Here is a 16,961-nt window from a genome sequence, read left to right on the forward strand (position 1 = left end):
GCGGGGGCGGGGAGAGGACCGCCCCCGGCGGACTCAGTCCTGCTTGTCCATGCGGCCGAGGTCGGTGAGGAACTGCGTCAGCATCTCGACGCCGCGCTTGGAGAGGTCGTCCTTCTCCGCATAGGCCTGCCAGAACTTGCGGGCCTCGCCCTCCATCGCCTCGAACTCCTCCTGCGGGATGACCGACACCTCGACGCCGGCGGCCTTCATCTCCTCCAGCGCGGCCGCGTCGCGGTCCATGGCGGTGGCGATGTATTCGAGCGAGGAGCGGATCGCGGCCTCCTGCATGATGGCCTTCAGGTCGTCCGGGAGCTGGTCCCAGGCCGCCTGGTTCACCGCGAAGAAGTTGTTCGGCACCGGCATGAAGGACGGCTGCACGACGTACTTGGCGACCTCCTGGAAGGAGGCGTTCTTGAGGCCCGCCGGGCTCGACCAGCGCGCCGCGTCGATGACGCCGGTGGCAAGGCCGGTGTAGATCTCGCCGCCGCCCATGAAGACCGGCGAGGCGCCGAGCGCCTGGAACATCTCCGCCTCGATGCCGTAGGCGCGGATCTTCAGCCCGTTGAAGTCCTCGCGCGAGGTGATCGGCTTCTTGGACATGATGTCCCACTCGGACGAGAACTGCGGCCCGAGATAGTAGACGCCGAAGGGGGCGAAGGCCTCGCGGCAGAGGTCGATGAAGCCGCGGCGGTAGAAGAAGTTGTACCGCTCCATCGGCGTGCGCAGCGAGCCGGGAACGCCGGTCTCGAGCGTGGCGATGGGGCCGATCTTGCCGACGAAGTAGCTGCCGGTGAGGAGCGCCATCTCGGTGACACCCGCGCCGACCGCCTCGAGGCCGTCGGAAACGGGGTAGAGGGCGCCGACCGGATAGATCTCGAAGGCCATGCGGCCACCGGACATCTCGGTGACGAGGTTCGCGAAACCGTCCTCCAGCGCGACCTGGCCGGGGTCGCCGGCGTTCAGGTTCGACTGGATCCGCCACGTGTATTCCTGTGCGGCGGCCAACTGCGTGCTTGCGGCGAGCATTGTGCCGGCGACGAAAAGACGCCAGGCGCGCAAGGGTCTGAACATCCGGGATGTCTCCAAATCTCGTTTTTCGAGATATCGTCTCGAATAACGAAATTGTGCATGATTGAAGGGCATGGTCAAGTTGCGTGCACATGGGGCCGGCGCACCCCAGGCGCATGGGTGATGCCCGCTGCCGGGCACTCTCCTTCGGGCTGCCGTGCACCGCCCGCATCTGGCGGACCGGCGGCTTTCTACAGCCCATGGCGAATTTCGTGCCAGCCGCACCGCGCTGGTGCAAGGCGTGACCGCATCCGCTGCCGCCCGACGTCCGGGCGTGAGGCCGAGAGGGATGGCGGCTATGCCTCGCATGCCGCGGCGTGGCAGAGTGGCGGTCCCGCCGACGGCGCACCGGCGCGCCGCAGCCGATCCGCACCCTGACCGGACCCCCGCACCTCTCGATGACGACGCAGCCCGACGATAGATCCCCCGCGCCGCAAGACGCCCCGCAGCGACCGAGGGCCGTGACAGCGGAGGAGTGGGCGGCGATGCAGCGCTTCGTGACCCCGCTGCTGGACCGCCTGCAGGCGACGCCCGCTGCGCCGGACCCGGCCCCCTTCCGCCCGGGCCGCTACCCCGGCCGGACATGACCGACCTTTCCATCGCCGCCCTCGGTCGCCGCTACCGCGGCGGCGACCTGTCGCCCGAAGCCGTCGCCGCGGACTGCCTCGACCGCATCGCCCGGCACGACGGCGCCGTCGGCGCCTTCGTCACCGTCACCCCCGAGCGGGCGCTCGCCGACGCGCGGCGCGCGGCGCAGGCGCTCGCCCGCGGCGACGACCGCGGCCCGCTCCACGGCGTCCCCTACGTCCTGAAGGACATCATCGACACGGCCGGCATCCTCACAACCTGCCAGTCCCGCAGTCGCGCTGCCCGCATCCCGGCACGGGACGCCCACGTGGTGGCGCGCCTGACGGCGGCGGGGGCGGTCCTCCTCGGCAAGACGGCGACGTGGGAGTTCGCCTACGGCGGCCCGTCCTGGGACGCGCTCGGCACGCCCACCCGAAACCCATGGAACCCGGAGCGCCACGCCGAGGGCTCGTCCTCAGGCGCCGCCGCGGCGGTCGCGGCGGGGTTCGCGAGCTTCGCCATCGGCACCGACACCGGCGGCTCGATCCGCCTGCCGGCCTCCGCGTGCGGCGTCACGGGACTGAAGCCCACCTACGGACGGGTCGGCCGCTCCGGCGTCGCCCCCTGCAGCGCCGCGCTCGACCATGTCGGCCCATTGGCCCTTTCGGCCGCCGACGCCGCGGCCGTGCTCGCCGCCATCGCCGGGCCGGATGGTGGCGACCCCGACGTCGCGGACGCGCCCTTCGCACCGGTCCCGCCGGCCGACCTCTCCGCCGTCACCGTCGGCGTCCCTCGCGGCTGGTTCGAGCGGGAGGCGCCGGTCTCCGCCGTCGTCCGGAACGCCTTCGAGGCGGCGCTGGCGGTGCTGCGCGGGGCAGGCGCCCGCGTCGTCGACGTCACCCTCCCGCCGCTGCGCGACTATACCGACGCCAAGGAAGTGATCGCGCTGCGGGAGATCCACGACGTCTACGCCGCGGAGGTCGCGGCCGATCCAGATGCCTACGGCGCGAGCTTCCGCTGGCGCACCATGGCCGGCGCCCTCGTCGGCGACGCCGATCTGGCGAGGGCCCGCCAGCGCCGCCGCGAGCTCGACCGCGACACCGCCGCCGCCTTCGCCGCGGTCGATGTCCTCGCCACGCCGACGATCGAGCCCGCGGGCCGGCTCGAGCCGACCCCGCACGAGCTGCTCCTGACGGGCATGGTGATGACGACGCCGTTCAACGTGACGGGGCAGCCGGCGGTCTCCGTCCCCTGCGGCTTCGCGCCGGACGGGATGCCGCTCGGCCTTCAGCTCGCCGGACGCCCGTTCGACGAAGGGTCCGTCCTCGCCATCGCCGCCGCCTACCAGGAGCGGACCGGCTGGCACCTGCGCCGCCCCGCGCTCTGACACGGCGCACGCGGCAGGCCAGCCTCACGGGCGCGGGTCAGTCGAAGGATGCGATCAGGTCGATGAGGTCGTCGCCGAGGAGGCTCACGTGGTCGCGCATCGCGACCCGCGCCGTCTCGGCGTCACGCGCGACGATGGCGTCGATGATCGCCTGGTGCTCGACGACCGTCTTTTCCAGTCGCGCGGGGAGGGCGGTCACGCGCCGCCGGAACGGCGCCACCCGGTTGCGGAGCTGGCGCGTCTCGTTGGCGAGGTAGGCGTTGCGCGAGGCATCGTAGATCGCCTCGTGGAACTCCTGGTTGATCGCGTAGAAGTCCTCGATGTCGGCCGGCGAGCGGGCCGCGCTGGCGACGAGCTGCGCCTGAATGTCGTGCAGCGCCTCGGTCTGCTTCGCGCTGGAGCGACGGGCCGCCAGGCACGCGCACAGCGCCTCAAGCTCGGCCATCACCTGGAACATCTCGATGAGCGCCGAGACGCCGATCTTGCGCACGATGACGCCCTGCCGGCCGCGCAGCTCGACGAGGTCGCTGGCGCCAAGGAGCCGCAGCGCCTCGCGGACCGGCGTGCGCGAGACGTTGAAGCGCTGGGCGATCTCCTGCTCGTCGAGCCGCTCACCGGGCTGGATCTCGCCGGCGATGATCGCCCGTTCCAGCTCCCGGTAGAGGTCCAGCGCCAGGGTGGTGCGGTTCACGTCTCCGCCCGGCCGTCCTCCGGCGTGCCCGTCGCTCTGTCGATCGGCCGCTTCCACGTCGGACATCGGCGCTCCTTTCCTCTCGCTCCGTCGCACCTCTCCCCGCGTTCGCGGCACATGGGAGAGGCGAGTCGCCACATTCGTCCGGCCGTCGCACGCTTGGCAAGCACGCATATTGGTCTTTGATGTATACGATACGGGCAATCATGCGCACAATATGAGCTTGACCAGAGACTGGGCATGCCTCTCCACTAAAGCACGCTCGACGCACCGCTCGCCGCTCCCCGACGGACCGGTCAGCGCGCCAGTGAGCGTGCGGCCGACGCGCCGCCCGACCGACTGCGATACGGCCGCAAGGGGAGATGATGATCGCAACCGCATGGCGCTCCGGCGCACCCGTCGCTGAGCCCGTCCGCGCCACGGCGGCCCCGTCCGCTGCCGCGGGAGGTGCCGCGGCCGCCGCGACGACGGGCGACGAGCAGCCGATCATCGAGCTTACCAGCGCCTCCAAGACGTTCGGCGAGACCGTCGCCATCGACGGCCTCTCCCTCACGATCCGCCCGGGCGAGCTCGTCACGGTCGTCGGCCCCTCCGGCTGCGGCAAGAGCACGCTCTTCAACATCCTTGCCGGCCTCGAGGAGCCGGATGCCGGCTCGGCGCTGCGCTTCGAGGGCCGCTCATGCCACGCCGCCGAGCTCCTCGGGCGGGTCGCCTTCATGCCCCAGCGCGACCTCCTGCTGCCCTGGCGCAATGTCATCGACAACGCCATCCTCGCGCTCGAGATCGAGGGTCAGAACAAGAAGAAGGCACGCGCCGAGGCGTTGAAGATGCTGCCCGAATTCGGCCTCTCCGGGTTCGAGACGAAGTATCCCAACCAGCTCTCCGGCGGCATGCGCCAGCGCGTCGCCCTGATGCGCACCTTCATGTTCAAGCGTGACCTGATGCTCCTCGACGAGCCGTTCGGCGCCCTCGACGCCCTGACCCGCACCATGATGCAGCGCTGGCTCCTCGACATCTGGCAGAAGCACCGCCGCACCGTGCTCTTCATCACCCACGACGTCGACGAGGCGCTCTTCCTCGGCGACCGCGTGCTCGTCATGACCGCGCGCCCCGGCCGCGTGAAGCTCGAGCAGCCGGTCACCCTCGAGCGCCCGCGCCTGCCCGACGTCGTCACCTCGGCCGAATTCGTCCGGCTCAAGAAGGTCCTCCTCGACGCCATCGAGGAGGAGAGCATGAAGTCCTTCCAGGCCGCCTGACCCTCCCGCCCCCTCCCAAACGAAAGGGACCGCGATGCATCGACGCCTCGCCCTCAAGACCCTCACCGCGATCGCCCTCTGCGCCGGGTTCAGTGCGACCGCCGTCGCGCAGGACCTGACCTCCGCAACCTTGCGCCTCAAGTGGCTCGCCCAGGCCCAGTTCGCCGGCTTCTACGTCGCGGTGGCCAAGGGCTACTACAAGGAGGAGGGCATCGACCTCACCATCAACCCGGGCGGCCCGAACCTCCTCACCGAGAGCCTCGTCGCCTCCGGCGCGGACACCTTCGGCCTCTCCGGCGGTACCGACAGCGTCATGGCCGCCCGCTCCAAGGGCCTGCCGATCGTCTCCATCGGCGTCGCGCACCAGATCACCCCGTCCGTCTTCGTCGCCAAGAAGGACGGCCCGGTGAAGACCATCGAGGACTTCAAGGGCAAGACGGTCACCACCTGGTTCTCCGGCATGCAGTACGTCCTGCAGGCCGTGCTGACGGCCGAGGGCATCGACCCGGCGGACGTGAACATGCAGCCGCAGCAGGTCTCCATGACCCCGTTCATCGAGGGCCAGAGCGACGTCGCGACCGCCACCCGCTACAACGAGCTCTATACCGTCTACCAGGCGATCCCGCCCGAGGAGATCACCACCTTCGTCACCGAGGACTACGGCGTCTCCTTCCCGCGTGACACCCTGATCGTCAACGAGGAGACCCTCGCCGACGACCCCGAGCTGGTCGAGGGCTTCCTGCGCGCCTCCATCAAGGGCTGGATCTACGCCTTCCAGAACCCGGAAGAGGCAGTCGACATCGTCATGGAAGCGGCCCCGACCCTCAACCGCGACCACCAGGTCTACCAGCTCGCCGAGATCAAGAAGCTGATGCTCGCCGGCGCGGTGCCCGAGAATGGCCTCTTCTACATCGACTACGACAAGATCCAGTCGGCCCACGACCTCCTCGTCGAAGGCGGCATGCTGCCCGCCCCGGTGGACCTGAAGGCCGCCTTCGTCAGCGGTCCGCTCGCCGCGATCCCGACCGAAGACAAGCTGCCCTGAGCATCATGTCCGCCGCGTCCGGTACCCTTTCGGTCCGCGCTGGCGCGGGCGAGCCTCTCCTGAGGCTCGCCCGTCCCGTCGTTGGTGTCGCCATCTTCCTCATCGCGGCCGAGGCCCTCGTCTCCGTCCTCGACCTGCCGGTGACGACCGTCCCGCGCCCCAGCGTCATCGCGGCGGAAATCGCCCGCGCGCCGTCGACCTATGCCGGCGCGGTGTGGCGAACGTTCCTGGAATCGTTCCTCGGCTTCGTCGCCGGCGGCATCTTCGGCGTCGCGACCGGCGTCGTCTTTTCCCGATCGCGCACGCTGCGGGAGATGTTCCTGCCGCTCTTCGTCATCTCCCAGACGATCCCGGTGATCGCCTTCGGCTCGATCATCGTGCTCTGGTTCGGCAACACGCTGCTCGCCAAGGGCGTCATCGCCTTCTACCTCTCGTTCTTCCCGGTGACCGTGAACACCCTGATCGGATTCCGCGCCGTCGACCCGCAGCAGGTCGCGCTGATGCGCTCCTTCGGCGCCAGCGAGGGCCAGCTCCTGCGGCGCCTCTTCCTGCCCACCGCGCTGCCGCAGATCTTCGTCGCCCTGCGCCTCGGCGCCGCGCTCAGCCTCGTCGGCGCCATCGTCGGCGAATGGTTCGGCGACGTCACCGGCCTCGGCGTCCTCCTCCTGCAGGCGATGTACAACGAGAACTACGCGGCCCTCTGGGCGGCCATCGTCCTCTCCGCCGTCCTCGGCCTCGCCCTCTACGGCCTCGTCGCCCTCGCCGAGCGGCGCATCGTCTTCTGGGGGTCGGAGCAATGAGCATGACCGAGCGGGCCCGCGCCCCCGCCCGGCGTCTCGCCCTGCCGTCGGCGATCCTCGCCGACCCGATGCCGGCGGTCCGCGCGTTGCTCGGCGCGGCCCTGATCCTCGCCGCATGGGAGGGCGCCGCCCGCGGTTTCGAGCTGCCGCGCTACATCCTCCCGCCGCCGACCGACGTCGCCACCTACATCCTGCGCAACTACGCGCGCCTGGTGAGCTCCGGGACCTACACGCTGATCGAGTCGCTCGTCGGGTTCGGCATCGGCGCGCTCATCGGCATCGCCTGCGCCGTCACCGTGACGATGGCCCCCGCAACGCGCGGCATCGTCCTGCCGACGGTCATGGCGATCAACTCCGTGCCGGTCATCGCCTGGTCGCCCCTCGTGCTCCTGTGGTTCGGCATCGGCATGGCCTCGAAGATCGTCATGGTCGCCGTCGCCGTCTCCTTCACCGTCTTCCTGTCGACGGTCGCGGGGCTCGACCGGGTCGATCCCCGGCAGGTGGCGCTGATGCGCTCCTTCGGTGCCTCCACCTTCGGCGTCTTCTGGCGCCTCCGGGTTCCGACGGCGCTGCCGCTCACGATGGCGGGACTGCGCATCTCCACCGTCCGCGCCATAATCGTCGCCGTCGTCACCGAGATGCTCGGCGCCCATGGCGGCCTCGGCTGGACGATCTACCAGTCGACCCTCACCATGGACTTCATCAGCGTGTGGGCGGCGATCTTCGCGGCGTCGGTGATCAGCCTCGCCTTCTTCGGCATCGTCAGCGCCATCGAACGCAAGGTCGTGTTCTGGACCTGACGAGCCGGTGAACGGCCCCGGGGGCGGGGGCCGGGGCGGGCAAGGTGGTGGAGACTATGGGGTGACCACGCGGTCGGCGCGGCCGGCGGCGCGGCCGGGGCGAGGGGAGTTCCCCCCTCGCGCTCCCTCCATCTCGCCGATGGGCAGGCTTGCAGGACAGACGGGCGAAGACGCCCGGCTGACCTGCAATGCCTTTGTCCAGCCTGAAGAGGACCGGGTCAGCGTCAAGCGTCCGTGCTCGCCATGCTCGGGCGTCGCCCTGCGCGTGGCTCCGCGCGGACACTTGACCCTGCCCCGCTCCTCGGGATCTGCCGGGGGGGTGTCCGGACGCCCGGGCGCCCGGTCCGTCGTCAGAGGTTGACGAGACCCATCGTGCGGCCGCGATAGTAGAGCCCGCCGTCCTGGACGATCAGGAATTCGGCCCGCGTCTCGCCCTCGTTGTGGTGGCCGTGCGCCGCCGTCGGCGGCGTCACCAGCGTCGCCCACTGCGACCAGTGGCATTTCTCGCCGTCCACCGTGGTGTACGCCGGGTCGCCCGCGACCGCGAGGGTGATCGCTGCGGAATTGTGCCGGTGCGGCGGCTGCACGGCATGCGGTCGCAGCGTGTTGAGCGACAGCGTCAGCATCGGCGAGATGTTGCGGCAGTGCTCCGTCGTCTCGGCCGAGAAGATCAGCGCGTGACCGGACGTACTCGTATTCGCGTCCGACGCATACACGAGGTCGAGCTGCCGCGCGATCTCCTTCGCCGGGTAGTGGACGAACGCCGCGGCCGGGGCGTCCAGGTCCGCCGTCAGGCCCTCGAACGCCATCAGCGGGTCGTTGCCGACGCCCCAGAGGACGCAGTCGGACGTCGCCGTCAAGCCCGCCGCGACGCTCCCCGGAAGGAGCAGCACGTCGCCCGCGCCGACAACGACGGTTGCCTCACCGCAATAAAGCTCGCCCGCGCCCTTGATGACGTACCAGATCGAGGCGCTCGTCTTCAGCGTCAGCTCGAGCGTGTCGCCGGCCTTCGCGACCGCGTAGCGCGCCAGCATGAAGGGCGTCGTCGCCGCGACCTCGCTGCCGAGGGCGGCGGACTGGTCGCAGTCGATGATCCCCGTCGCCTCGGCGGCGAGGGCGCGCGTCGCCTCCTCGGTGAAGATCCTGGGCGGGACGGGCGGAAGCTTGATGTTGAAGGCGTTGCCGGAGTTGAAGTAGCGGCCGCGCGCCTCGGCCGCCGTCGCCGGCGCCTCGGGGTGCTGGACCGGCAGGTCCGCCATGTCGTTGATCGGCTTCATAGGGCTTCTCCTCAGCGGACGCCGGCCGCCTCGGCGACGACGTCAAGAAGTACGGCCGCGCCGGCGGCGACGTGATCTTTCTCCGCCCACTCGTCCGGATGATGGCTGATGCCGCCGCGGCAGGGAATGAAAATCATCGCCGACGGCGCCAGCGGCGCGATGTGCCGCGCGTCGTGCCCCGCCGCCGACAACAGCCGTTGCGCCGGGACATCGTGCCGTTCCGCGGCCCGCTCGATCGCCGCCATCAGCGCCGGGTCGAAGCCGTTCGACGGCTCGTCCACCAGCCGCACCGTCCGGACCTCGCACGGCTCCGCCTCGCGCGCGGCGATCGCTTCCAGCTCCGCCGCGAGCGCGCCGAGGGTGTCGTTGTCGGGGTAGCGCAGGTCGATGCGGAAGACGACGCGTCCGGGGATGACGCTCGGCGCGTTCGGCGTCACCTCGACGCGGCCGATGGTGAAGCGGACCGGCTCGCCGACCCGCATCGCCGCCGCCTGCATCCCTGCGGCCACCCGCACGAACGCCTGCAGCGCGTCGCGGCGCTGGCCGATGGGCGTCGTTCCGGCGTGCTGCTCGCGGCCGGTGACGGTGACCTCGAAGGTGACCTTGCCCTGGATGCCGGTGACGACGCCGATGACGTTCCCGGCCTGCTCCAGCGCCTCGGCCTGCTCGATGTGCGGCTCGACGTAGGCGTGGACCGGGAAGCCGAGCGGCAGGCGGGGGACATCCGCGAAGGCGGCATGGAGCGCGGCGAGCGCCTCGCCGACGCTGACGCCGTCCGCGTCCCTGACCGCGAAGGTCGCCGCCTCGGTGCGGCGGCCGGCGAAGAGGGCAGATCCCATCATCCCCGGGGCGAAGCGGCTCCCTTCCTCGTTCATCCAGGCGACGACGCGGATCGGGCGCGTCGGGACGGTCCCGGCCTCGGCGATAACGGTCGCGGCCTCCAGCGCGGCGAGCGTGCCGAACGTGCCATCGAAGAGGCCGCCCGTCGGCTGGCTGTCGATGTGGCTGCCGATGAGGACGGGCGCGGCGTCGGAATCGGCGCCGGCGAGCGTCAGGAAGAGATTGCCCGCCGCGTCGGTCGCGGGCGTCATGCCCGCCTCGGCGCCCCAGCCAATCACCCGGCGCCACGCCGCGAACTCCTCGGCCGAGAGCGCCTGGCGGTTCACACCGCCCTCCGGCCGGGCGCCGTCCTCGCCAAGCGCCATGAGCCGCGACCACAGCCGGTCGGCGTCGATGGAGAGGGTCATCGGGGGGATCCGGTGCGTCGCGTCGCCTGCATCGCTCAGTCCGTTCTCATCACCTGGGCGGGGTCGGCGCGGGGATCGCGCCGGGTCCAGGCGCCGGCCTCGGCCTCGGCGATGAACTCGGCGACGAGCGCGTTGAACGCGGCCGGCTCCTCGAGGTTCAGCGTGTGGCCGGTCTTCGGCATCACCACGAGGCCGCAGGCGGGGATGGTCCGCTTCAGGAAGATGCCCGGCTGCAGGCAGTGGTCGTCCTCGTCGCCGACGACGACGAGGGTCGGCACGTCCATCATCTTGAGGCGGTCTTCGAGGTCCCAGAAGGACGGGCGGCGGGCCTGGACGCCGCGCATGGTGTTGGCGGCGCCGACCGGGTCGTGCCGGGCGAGGCGCTCGGCGAATGCCGCCCAGCCGCGCGGGTCCTTGTTCTGGAACTGCACCCGGCTCGCGCCCTCGGCGTAGATCTTCGCGAAGTTCACCGGATCGGCGGCGAAGTTCTCCGCGACCTTCAGCGAGACGCCGCGGAAATACTCCTCGGTGGACTTCTCGCAGCCGTAGCCGGCGCCCGCCACCGTCAGCGACAGCGCCCGTTCCGGCGCCTCGAGGCCGAAGTGGACCGTGGCGAAGCCGCCCATGGAGAGGCCGACGATGTGCGCCTTCTCGATGCCGAGGCCGTTCAGCACGTCGATGGCGTCGGTCACCGCGATCGCCTGGGAGTAGCGCTCGACGTCGGCGGGGATGTCGGACGGAGCGTAGCCGCGCGCGGCGTAGGTGATGCAGCGGTGGCGCCGGGCGAAGTACGACATCTGCGGCTCCCACGCGTCGTAGTTTCCGCCGAACTCGTGGATGAAGAGGATCGGGGTGCCGGCGCCGGCCTCCTCCACGTAGAGCTTCGTTCCGTCGCGTGCGGTCACGTACATGGCTGGATCCGATCCATCAGAAGAGGGCGGGCACGTCGTTGAGGCCTCTCGCGGTCTCCACGTAGGCGGCAAGGCCCGCCGCGAGGCGGTCGGCCCACTCGCCCGGCACCGAGGTGGAGACCTTGATGAAGCGGTCGCCGAAACGCTCGGTGTGGTAGGCGCCCTGGCGGATCATCACGCCGTCGCGGCGCGCCGCCTCGACGATCGCCTCCGGCGTGGCGCCGGTCCCGGCCGTCTCCAGCACCAGGAAGTTGCCGTGCGAGTGTGGCACCGGGAGCGTCATGCCGACGGCGAGCGCGGCCTCGGAAATCGCCGCCTTGTTGGCGCGGTCGATGCCGCGGACCGTCTCCATCCACTCCGCCTTCACCGAAAGGCCCGCCTGGGCGGCGCGCTGGGCGATCACCGACGCGCCGAGGACGGCCGGGGAGAGGGCGGCGAACTCGGCGACCAGCGTCGGGCTCCCGACGAGCGCGCCGATGCGCAGCCCGGCGAGGCCGAGCCACTTGGAGAAGGACATGGAGCAGACCGCGCCCTCGGGCGCGACGGCGAGCGCAGGTGTGTGGCCGTCGGCGAAGTCGCGATAGGTGCAGTCGTGGACGAGGAGGGCGCCGGACTGGCGCGCGACGGCTGCGAACGCCTCGATCTCCTCGCGCGTGTAGCGGATGCCGAGCGGGTTGTTGGGGTCGACGAGGTAGACGATCGCGCAGCGGTGGTCGACCGCGGCCGCGAGCTGCTCGGGCGTCAGCTTGTAGTCGGTCGCGGCGTCCCAGATCGGGATCTTGATGACCTCGGCGCCGGCCTGCTCGGCGAAGAGGCACGGCCACTTCCAGGTCGGGTCGGTGGTGACGAGCGTCGTCCCCGGCTTGCAGCGGGCGCGCACGATGAGGGAGAGCGCGTTGACGCCGCCTTCCGTCACCAGCGCGCTCATGCCGGGGATGCCGAGGTCGTCGACGATCCCCTGGCGGAGCGCCTCGAAACCGAGGGGCGGGGCGTAGGCGTTGTACTCCTGCGCCGCGATCGAGGCGTGCATCGCCTCGGTGACCGCCGGGTGCGCCGGGATATGGTTGGTGTTCTGACCCATCCAGGCGAGGCCCGGCGTCGCCACCAGGGTGTCGAAGTACCTGTTGCGGGTCTCGATGTCGGCCATCAGATGACCGAGCCGCGGGCGGCGATGCCGCCGTCGATGGTGACGATCGTGCCGGTGATGTAGGCCGCGCGGGGGGAGGCGAGGAAGGCGCAGAGATCGGCCACCTCGCGCGCCGTCGCCGGGCGCCCGCCGGGGTATTTGGCGTAGAGCTCTTCCCAGCGGCTCTCGTCGCCCAGCAAGTCGATCGCCTTGCGCTTCATGATCTTCAGCATGCGCGCGGTGTCGACCGGGCCGGGATTGACGCCGACGACGCGCACGCCATGGTCGAGGCTGCGTCCGCCCAGCGCCTTGGTGAAGCTCATCAGCGCGGCGTTGCCCGTGGATCCGGCGAAGTAGGCTGCGTCCCAGTTCTCGCCGGAGTTGCCGATCACGTTGACGATGACGCCGCCCTTGCCCTTGCGCCGCTTCCAGAACTCGCGCGACAGCGTGATGTAGCCGAACACCTTGAGGTCGAAGCCCTTGCGGATCGCCTCGTCGGTGACGTCCTCGATGGAGCCGGCCGGAATGTCGCCGGCATTGTTCATCAGGATGTCGACCTCGCCGCAGGCTTCGGCGAGCTCTTCCATGGCGGCGGTTGTGGAAAGGTCCGCCGGGTGGATGGTGACGTTAACGTCATAGGGGGCGAGCTCGGACTTCAGCTCGGCCAGCGCCTCGCCGTTGCGCGCGGCGAGGTGGAGGTGACACCCTTCCTCGGCCAGCACCAAGGCCAACGCGCGGCCGATCCCCTGCGAGGCGCCCGTGATGAGAGCGACCTTTCCGTTCAACTCGAGTTGCACCCGGCGTTGCCCCTGTGAATACAAATTCTCCGTCTCGACATACAAGATTGACGAACGGATCGCCAATACCGTGGGCGGGCGGGGCCGATGCCGTCAAGCGGCGGCAAGGCCGTCGCCCAAAAGATACGCCGCATGACGCGTGGATCGGCGCCCTCGCGCCGGATTTGCTCAAACTTTGTCCGACGGTCGGCTGTGCGCGCGGGCCAGCCCTCATTATACAAGAATTCGGATGTCGCGTTCGCCGGGGTCCCGGCACGACTCATGGAGGTCTGACCGATGCAAGCCAACGCCCCCACGCCCACCGGCGTGTCCGCCAGCGAATGGGACGCGCGCGTCAAGCTCGCCGCCGCCTACCGCATGGTGGCGCGCCTCGGCCTCGATGACCTCATCTACAACCATATCTCGCTGCGCGTGCCGGGGGAGGCGGGAGCCTTCCTCATCAACCCCTACGGGATGCTCTTCTCGCAGATCACCGCGTCGTCGCTCGTCAAGATCGACACCAACGGCAGGAAGCTGTCCGAGAGCGCCTACGAGGTGAACGTCGCCGCCTTCGTCATCCACGCTGCGATCCATAATTCGCGCGAGGATGCGCACTGCGTCCTCCACACCCACTCGGACGCCTCGACCGCCGTCTCCGGCCAGCCGGACGGGCTACTGCCGCTGTCCCAGTTCGCGATGCGATTCTACGACCGGCAGGGGTTCCACGACTACGAGGGCGTCGCCATCGACCTCGACGAGCAGTCCCGCCTCGTCGCCGACCTCGGCACGCACCCGGTCATGCTGATGCGCAACCACGGCATCCTGACCGTCGGCCGCACCCCGGGCGAGGCCTTCATGCTGCTCTATTATTTCGAGCGCGCGGCGAAGATCCAGCTCGCGATGCAGGCGGCCACCGCGTCCGGCATCCCGCTCGTGATGCCCTCGCCGGAGACCTGCGAGAAGGCCGCCCGCCAGTTCTGGGAGATGAAGGGCGACATCCTCGTCCCCGGCGAGCGCGAGTGGCCGGCGCTGATGCTCGAGCTCGACAGGACCGACCCGGATTACCGCTCGTGAGCGAACGACACCTCCACCTCGGCCTCTTCCTCCTCGGCACCGGCAGCCACATCGCCGGCTGGCGGATGCCCGGCGCCGTCACCTCGTTCGAGGACGTGCCGGCGGTGGTCGCCATCGCCCGGGAGGCCGAGCGCGCGCTCTTCGACCTCATCTTCATCGGCGACAACCTTAACGCCGACCCCACCGCGCACCCGTCCTACACCTCGCGCCTTGAGCCGATCACGCTCCTGTCCGCGGTGGCGATGACGACGTCCCACATCGGCCTCGGCGCCACCGCCTCCACCACCTATGGCGATCCGTGGTCGCTGGCGCGCGCGTTCGCCTCGCTCGACCACATCTCCGGCGGCCGGGCGGCGTGGAACTCGGTGACGACGTCCAACCCGCAGGCCGCGGCGAACTTCGGCAAGATCCACCCGGACCACGCCCGCCGCTACGAGATGAGCGCCGAGTTCATCGAGGTGGCGAAGGCGTTGTGGGACGCCTGGGCCCCGGACGCGGTCGTGCGCGACCATGCCACCGGCGCCTACTTCGACCCGGCGAAAATCCGCCCGATCGACCATGACGGGACCTTCTTCAAGGTGAAGGGGCCGCTCAACATCACCCGCGCGCCGCAGGGGCGGCCGGTGATCCTCCAGGCCGGCGGATCCGAGGCGGGGCAGGAGCTCGCCGCCAGGCACGCCGACGTCGTGTTCACCGTCACCCAGGACCAGGGCGAGGCGATCGCCTTCTATCGCGGCCTCAAGGCCCGCCTGCCGAAGCACGGGCGCACCGAGGCCGACCTCAAGATCCTCCCCGGCGTGATGCCCGTCGTCGCCGAGACCGAGGCCGAGGCGCGCGACAAGCTCGACACCCTGATGGGCTTCGTCGGCGCGCGCGACGCCCTCGGCATCCTCGGGGAGCGCTTCAACCACGATTTCTCCGGCGACGACATCGACGGGCCGATCCCCGAGAGCCTCGGCGAGAACGACGCCTACCACGCGTTCGCGAGCGCCATGCTGGGCAAGGCCCGGCGCGAGAACATGCGCCTCAAGGACCTCGCCAACCTCGTCGCCGCCGCGCGGGGCCACTGGGTCCTGTGCGGCTCGGCCGACCAGGTCGCCGACACGCTGGTGGACTGGTTCGAGAGCGGCGCGGCGGACGGCTTCAACGTCATGCCGCCCTGGTTCATGGAGGGCTTCACCGACTTCACCCGGCTCGTCGTCCCGCGCCTCCAGGACCGCGGCCTGTTCCGCACCGCCTATGAGGGGACGACCCTGCGCCAGTCCCTCGGCCTTCAGGTCCCCCCGGTCGGCGGCAGCGTCGAGACGCTCGCGGGGGCCTGAGCGGTTTTCTGCGGCGCCGCCGGGAATGGCCGCGGACGCCGTGCCGGTGGAGCCGCCGGCGCGAGGGGAGTTCCCCCCTCGCGCTCCCTCCGCCTCGCCGGCAGGCAGGGTTGCAGGACGGACGGCCGCCTCGGCGGCCGCCCGGCCTTCAACCCCGCGAACAGGCTGTGCCGGACCGCGCCGGCGTCAAGCGCCCGTCCTCGCCATGCTCGCTGCGCTGCGCGGGGCTCCGGGCGCGCGCTTGACCCCGACACGGTCCTTCGGCGCGGGGGCCCGTGAAGCCGGGCATGGAGGTGGAGGTCAGGTGTTGATGAGGCTCGGCAGGAAGGTGCTGAGCCAGGGGAAGGCGATGATCAGCGCCAGCGTGATCATGTCGGTGACGATGAACCACGTCACCCCCTTGAAGATCGTCGTCAGCCGCACCGTGTCCCCCAGCGCGCCCTTGATGATGTAGACGTTGAGCCCCACCGGCGGCGTCAGCAGGCCGATCTCGAGGAGCTTCACCAGGATCACGCCGAAGTAGATCAGCTCGATCCCGCTCTCCTGCGCGATCGGCAGGATGATCGGCATGGTGAGGAGCATGATGCCGATGGAATCGAGGAAGCAGCCGAGGATCAGGTAGAGGACCGCCACCATCAGGATGACGGCGAGGTCCGAGGAGCCCATCGTCAGGAGCTCATCGGCGATGAAGCGCGGCACGCCGCTGAGCGCCATGAACTTGCCCAGCAGCGCCGTGCCGATCACCACCATGAAGATGCCCGAGGTCGAGGCCAGCGTCGACAGCCCGCTCCGGCGCAGCGAATCGAGCGTGAGGCTGCCGCGCACGGCCGCCAGCAGGATCGCCAGCGCGGCGCCGACCGCCCCCGCCTCCGTCGGGCTGAAGACGCCCACGAAGATGCCGGTCAGGACGCCGACGATGATCGCCGGCAGCGCCCACGTCTCCTTGAGGGCGGCGAGGAGGTCGGCCCGCGTGAAGGTCTCGTCCACCTTCGGCGCGAGGTCCGGGTTGCGCATGCAGCGGATGACGATCATGCCGACGAACATGCCCGCAGACAGCAGCCCTGGCAGGAACCCGGCGATGAAGAGCTTCGCGATCGAGACCTCGGCGAGGTAGCCGTAGAGCACCATCAGGATCGACGGCGGGATCAGCGAGCCGAGCGTGCCGGCCGCCGCGATGACGCCCGTCGCGAGGCCCGGGTGGTAGCGGTAGCGCAGCATCTCGGGCGTCGCGATGCGCGCGAACGCCGACGCCGTCGCGACGCTGGACCCGGAGGCCGCCGACAGCAGCGCGCAGGCCCCGACGCTCGCCACCGCGAGCCCCCCCGGCAGCCAGGAGAGCAGGATCCGCATCGCTCGGAAGAGGCCGGCGGAGATGCCCGACTCGGACGCCACGAAGCCCATCAGCAGGAACATCGGGATCGCGGTCAGATTCCAGTCGCCGACGAAGTTGAACGGGATCGCCGTCAGGATTCCCCACGCCGCGCGCATGTTCAGCATCATGCCGATGCCGAAGAACGACACGATGCCGAGCGCGACGCCGATCTGCACCCGCAGGAGGAGAAGCAGGAAGCCCGCGCCGAGGCCGACGAAGCCGATGGTGAGATTGTCCATGAG

15 protein-coding genes are annotated in these 16,961 nt (G+C 70.3%); 7 read left to right on the forward strand and 8 right to left on the reverse strand.

Annotation, left to right across the window (positions count from 1 at the left end; genetic code table 11):
- Window positions 1-33: 33 nt before the first annotated feature.
- Window positions 34-1,071 carry a TRAP transporter substrate-binding protein DctP gene (gene dctP, locus DLJ53_RS35180; RefSeq protein WP_162409166.1) on the reverse strand — a complete coding sequence of 346 codons (1,038 nt, stop codon included), beginning with the start codon at window positions 1,069-1,071 and terminating at the stop codon, window positions 34-36.
- Window positions 1,072-1,651: 580 nt separating this feature from the next.
- On the opposite strand from dctP, the gene DLJ53_RS12595 reads away from it, so the two are divergent.
- Window positions 1,652-3,022 carry an amidase gene (locus DLJ53_RS12595; protein WP_111345596.1) on the forward strand — a complete coding sequence of 457 codons (1,371 nt, stop codon included), beginning with the start codon at window positions 1,652-1,654 and terminating at the stop codon, window positions 3,020-3,022.
- Between the two features lie 37 nt (window positions 3,023-3,059).
- Here DLJ53_RS12595 and DLJ53_RS12600 read toward each other — a convergent pair whose 3' ends face one another.
- Window positions 3,060-3,779, reverse strand: coding sequence for a GntR family transcriptional regulator (locus DLJ53_RS12600; RefSeq protein ID WP_202913119.1), 720 nt, complete (start codon window positions 3,777-3,779; stop codon window positions 3,060-3,062).
- Window positions 3,780-4,075: 296 nt separating this feature from the next.
- Between DLJ53_RS12600 and DLJ53_RS12605 the strand changes: the two genes are divergently transcribed.
- Genes DLJ53_RS12605 through DLJ53_RS12620 form a run of 4 tightly spaced genes read left to right on the forward strand, consistent with a single transcriptional unit; the run spans window position 4,076 to window position 7,614 of the window.
- Complete coding sequence (locus tag DLJ53_RS12605) at window positions 4,076-4,969, forward strand: ABC transporter ATP-binding protein (RefSeq protein ID WP_202913120.1); 894 nt, start codon at window positions 4,076-4,078, stop codon at window positions 4,967-4,969.
- Between the two features lie 34 nt (window positions 4,970-5,003).
- Complete coding sequence (locus tag DLJ53_RS12610) at window positions 5,004-6,014, forward strand: ABC transporter substrate-binding protein (RefSeq protein ID WP_111345599.1); 1,011 nt, start codon at window positions 5,004-5,006, stop codon at window positions 6,012-6,014.
- 5 nt (window positions 6,015-6,019) lie between these two features.
- Window positions 6,020-6,814, forward strand: a complete 795-nt coding sequence (locus DLJ53_RS12615; protein ID WP_111345601.1) for an ABC transporter permease — start codon at window positions 6,020-6,022, stop codon at window positions 6,812-6,814.
- Between the two features lie 2 nt (window positions 6,815-6,816).
- The gene (locus DLJ53_RS12620; RefSeq protein WP_111345602.1) at window positions 6,817-7,614 is read left to right on the forward strand and encodes an ABC transporter permease; all 798 of its coding nucleotides are present in this window, start codon (window positions 6,817-6,819) and stop codon (window positions 7,612-7,614) included.
- 350 nt (window positions 7,615-7,964) lie between these two features.
- Here DLJ53_RS12620 and DLJ53_RS12625 read toward each other — a convergent pair whose 3' ends face one another.
- Genes DLJ53_RS12625 through DLJ53_RS12645 form a run of 5 tightly spaced genes read right to left on the reverse strand, consistent with a single transcriptional unit; the run spans window position 7,965 to window position 12,972 of the window.
- Window positions 7,965-8,891, reverse strand: coding sequence for a cupin domain-containing protein (locus tag DLJ53_RS12625; protein ID WP_111345604.1), 927 nt, complete (start codon window positions 8,889-8,891; stop codon window positions 7,965-7,967).
- Window positions 8,892-8,902: 11 nt separating this feature from the next.
- Entirely contained in the window at window positions 8,903-10,138 is a 1,236-nt protein-coding gene (locus DLJ53_RS12630) for a hydantoinase/carbamoylase family amidase (RefSeq protein WP_111345606.1), read from the reverse strand.
- Between the two features lie 35 nt (window positions 10,139-10,173).
- On the reverse strand, window positions 10,174-11,049 hold the full coding sequence (locus DLJ53_RS12635) for an alpha/beta fold hydrolase (RefSeq protein ID WP_111345608.1): 876 nt from the start codon (window positions 11,047-11,049) through the stop codon (window positions 10,174-10,176).
- A gap of 16 nt (window positions 11,050-11,065) precedes the next feature.
- Entirely contained in the window at window positions 11,066-12,196 is a 1,131-nt protein-coding gene (locus DLJ53_RS12640; protein ID WP_111345609.1) for a pyridoxal phosphate-dependent aminotransferase, read from the reverse strand.
- A complete protein-coding gene (locus tag DLJ53_RS12645) occupies window positions 12,196-12,972 on the reverse strand; it encodes an SDR family oxidoreductase (RefSeq protein WP_111345611.1) in 777 nt (258 codons plus the stop codon). Before DLJ53_RS12645 ends, DLJ53_RS12640 begins: the two co-directional genes overlap by 1 nt.
- A 276-nt stretch (window positions 12,973-13,248) precedes the next feature.
- Between DLJ53_RS12645 and DLJ53_RS12650 the strand changes: the two genes are divergently transcribed.
- Both DLJ53_RS12650 and DLJ53_RS12655 read left to right on the forward strand, forming a co-directional pair.
- Entirely contained in the window at window positions 13,249-14,025 is a 777-nt protein-coding gene (locus tag DLJ53_RS12650) for a class II aldolase/adducin family protein (protein ID WP_111345612.1), read from the forward strand.
- The gene (locus DLJ53_RS12655; protein WP_111345614.1) at window positions 14,022-15,347 is read left to right on the forward strand and encodes an LLM class flavin-dependent oxidoreductase; all 1,326 of its coding nucleotides are present in this window, start codon (window positions 14,022-14,024) and stop codon (window positions 15,345-15,347) included. The genes DLJ53_RS12650 and DLJ53_RS12655 overlap by 4 nt, the downstream gene beginning before the upstream one ends.
- Window positions 15,348-15,647: 300 nt before the next feature.
- Here DLJ53_RS12655 and DLJ53_RS12660 read toward each other — a convergent pair whose 3' ends face one another.
- Window positions 15,648-16,958, reverse strand: a complete 1,311-nt coding sequence (locus tag DLJ53_RS12660; RefSeq protein WP_111345616.1) for a TRAP transporter large permease — start codon at window positions 16,956-16,958, stop codon at window positions 15,648-15,650.
- Window positions 16,959-16,961 lie beyond the last annotated feature (3 nt).

The sequence above is a fragment of the Acuticoccus sediminis genome, from assembly GCF_003258595.1.
In the GTDB taxonomy this organism is placed as follows: Bacteria; Pseudomonadota; Alphaproteobacteria; order Rhizobiales; family Amorphaceae; genus Acuticoccus; species Acuticoccus sediminis.

Coding starts and splice junctions, on each gene's coding strand:
- dctP (WP_162409166.1), bottom strand. CDS start 1,071: ATGTTCAGACCCTTGCGCGCCTGGCGTCTTTTCGTCGCCGGCACAATG.
- DLJ53_RS12595 (WP_111345596.1), top strand. CDS start 1,652: ATGACCGACCTTTCCATCGCCGCCCTCGGTCGCCGCTACCGCGGCGGC.
- DLJ53_RS12600 (WP_202913119.1), bottom strand. CDS start 3,779: ATGTCCGACGTGGAAGCGGCCGATCGACAGAGCGACGGGCACGCCGGA.
- DLJ53_RS12605 (WP_202913120.1), top strand. CDS start 4,076: ATGATGATCGCAACCGCATGGCGCTCCGGCGCACCCGTCGCTGAGCCC.
- DLJ53_RS12610 (WP_111345599.1), top strand. CDS start 5,004: ATGCATCGACGCCTCGCCCTCAAGACCCTCACCGCGATCGCCCTCTGC.
- DLJ53_RS12615 (WP_111345601.1), top strand. CDS start 6,020: ATGTCCGCCGCGTCCGGTACCCTTTCGGTCCGCGCTGGCGCGGGCGAG.
- DLJ53_RS12620 (WP_111345602.1), top strand. CDS start 6,817: ATGACCGAGCGGGCCCGCGCCCCCGCCCGGCGTCTCGCCCTGCCGTCG.
- DLJ53_RS12625 (WP_111345604.1), bottom strand. CDS start 8,891: ATGAAGCCGATCAACGACATGGCGGACCTGCCGGTCCAGCACCCCGAG.
- DLJ53_RS12630 (WP_111345606.1), bottom strand. CDS start 10,138: ATGACCCTCTCCATCGACGCCGACCGGCTGTGGTCGCGGCTCATGGCG.
- DLJ53_RS12635 (WP_111345608.1), bottom strand. CDS start 11,049: ATGTACGTGACCGCACGCGACGGAACGAAGCTCTACGTGGAGGAGGCC.
- DLJ53_RS12640 (WP_111345609.1), bottom strand. CDS start 12,196: ATGGCCGACATCGAGACCCGCAACAGGTACTTCGACACCCTGGTGGCG.
- DLJ53_RS12650 (WP_111345612.1), top strand. CDS start 13,249: ATGCAAGCCAACGCCCCCACGCCCACCGGCGTGTCCGCCAGCGAATGG.
- DLJ53_RS12660 (WP_111345616.1), bottom strand. CDS start 16,958: ATGGACAATCTCACCATCGGCTTCGTCGGCCTCGGCGCGGGCTTCCTG.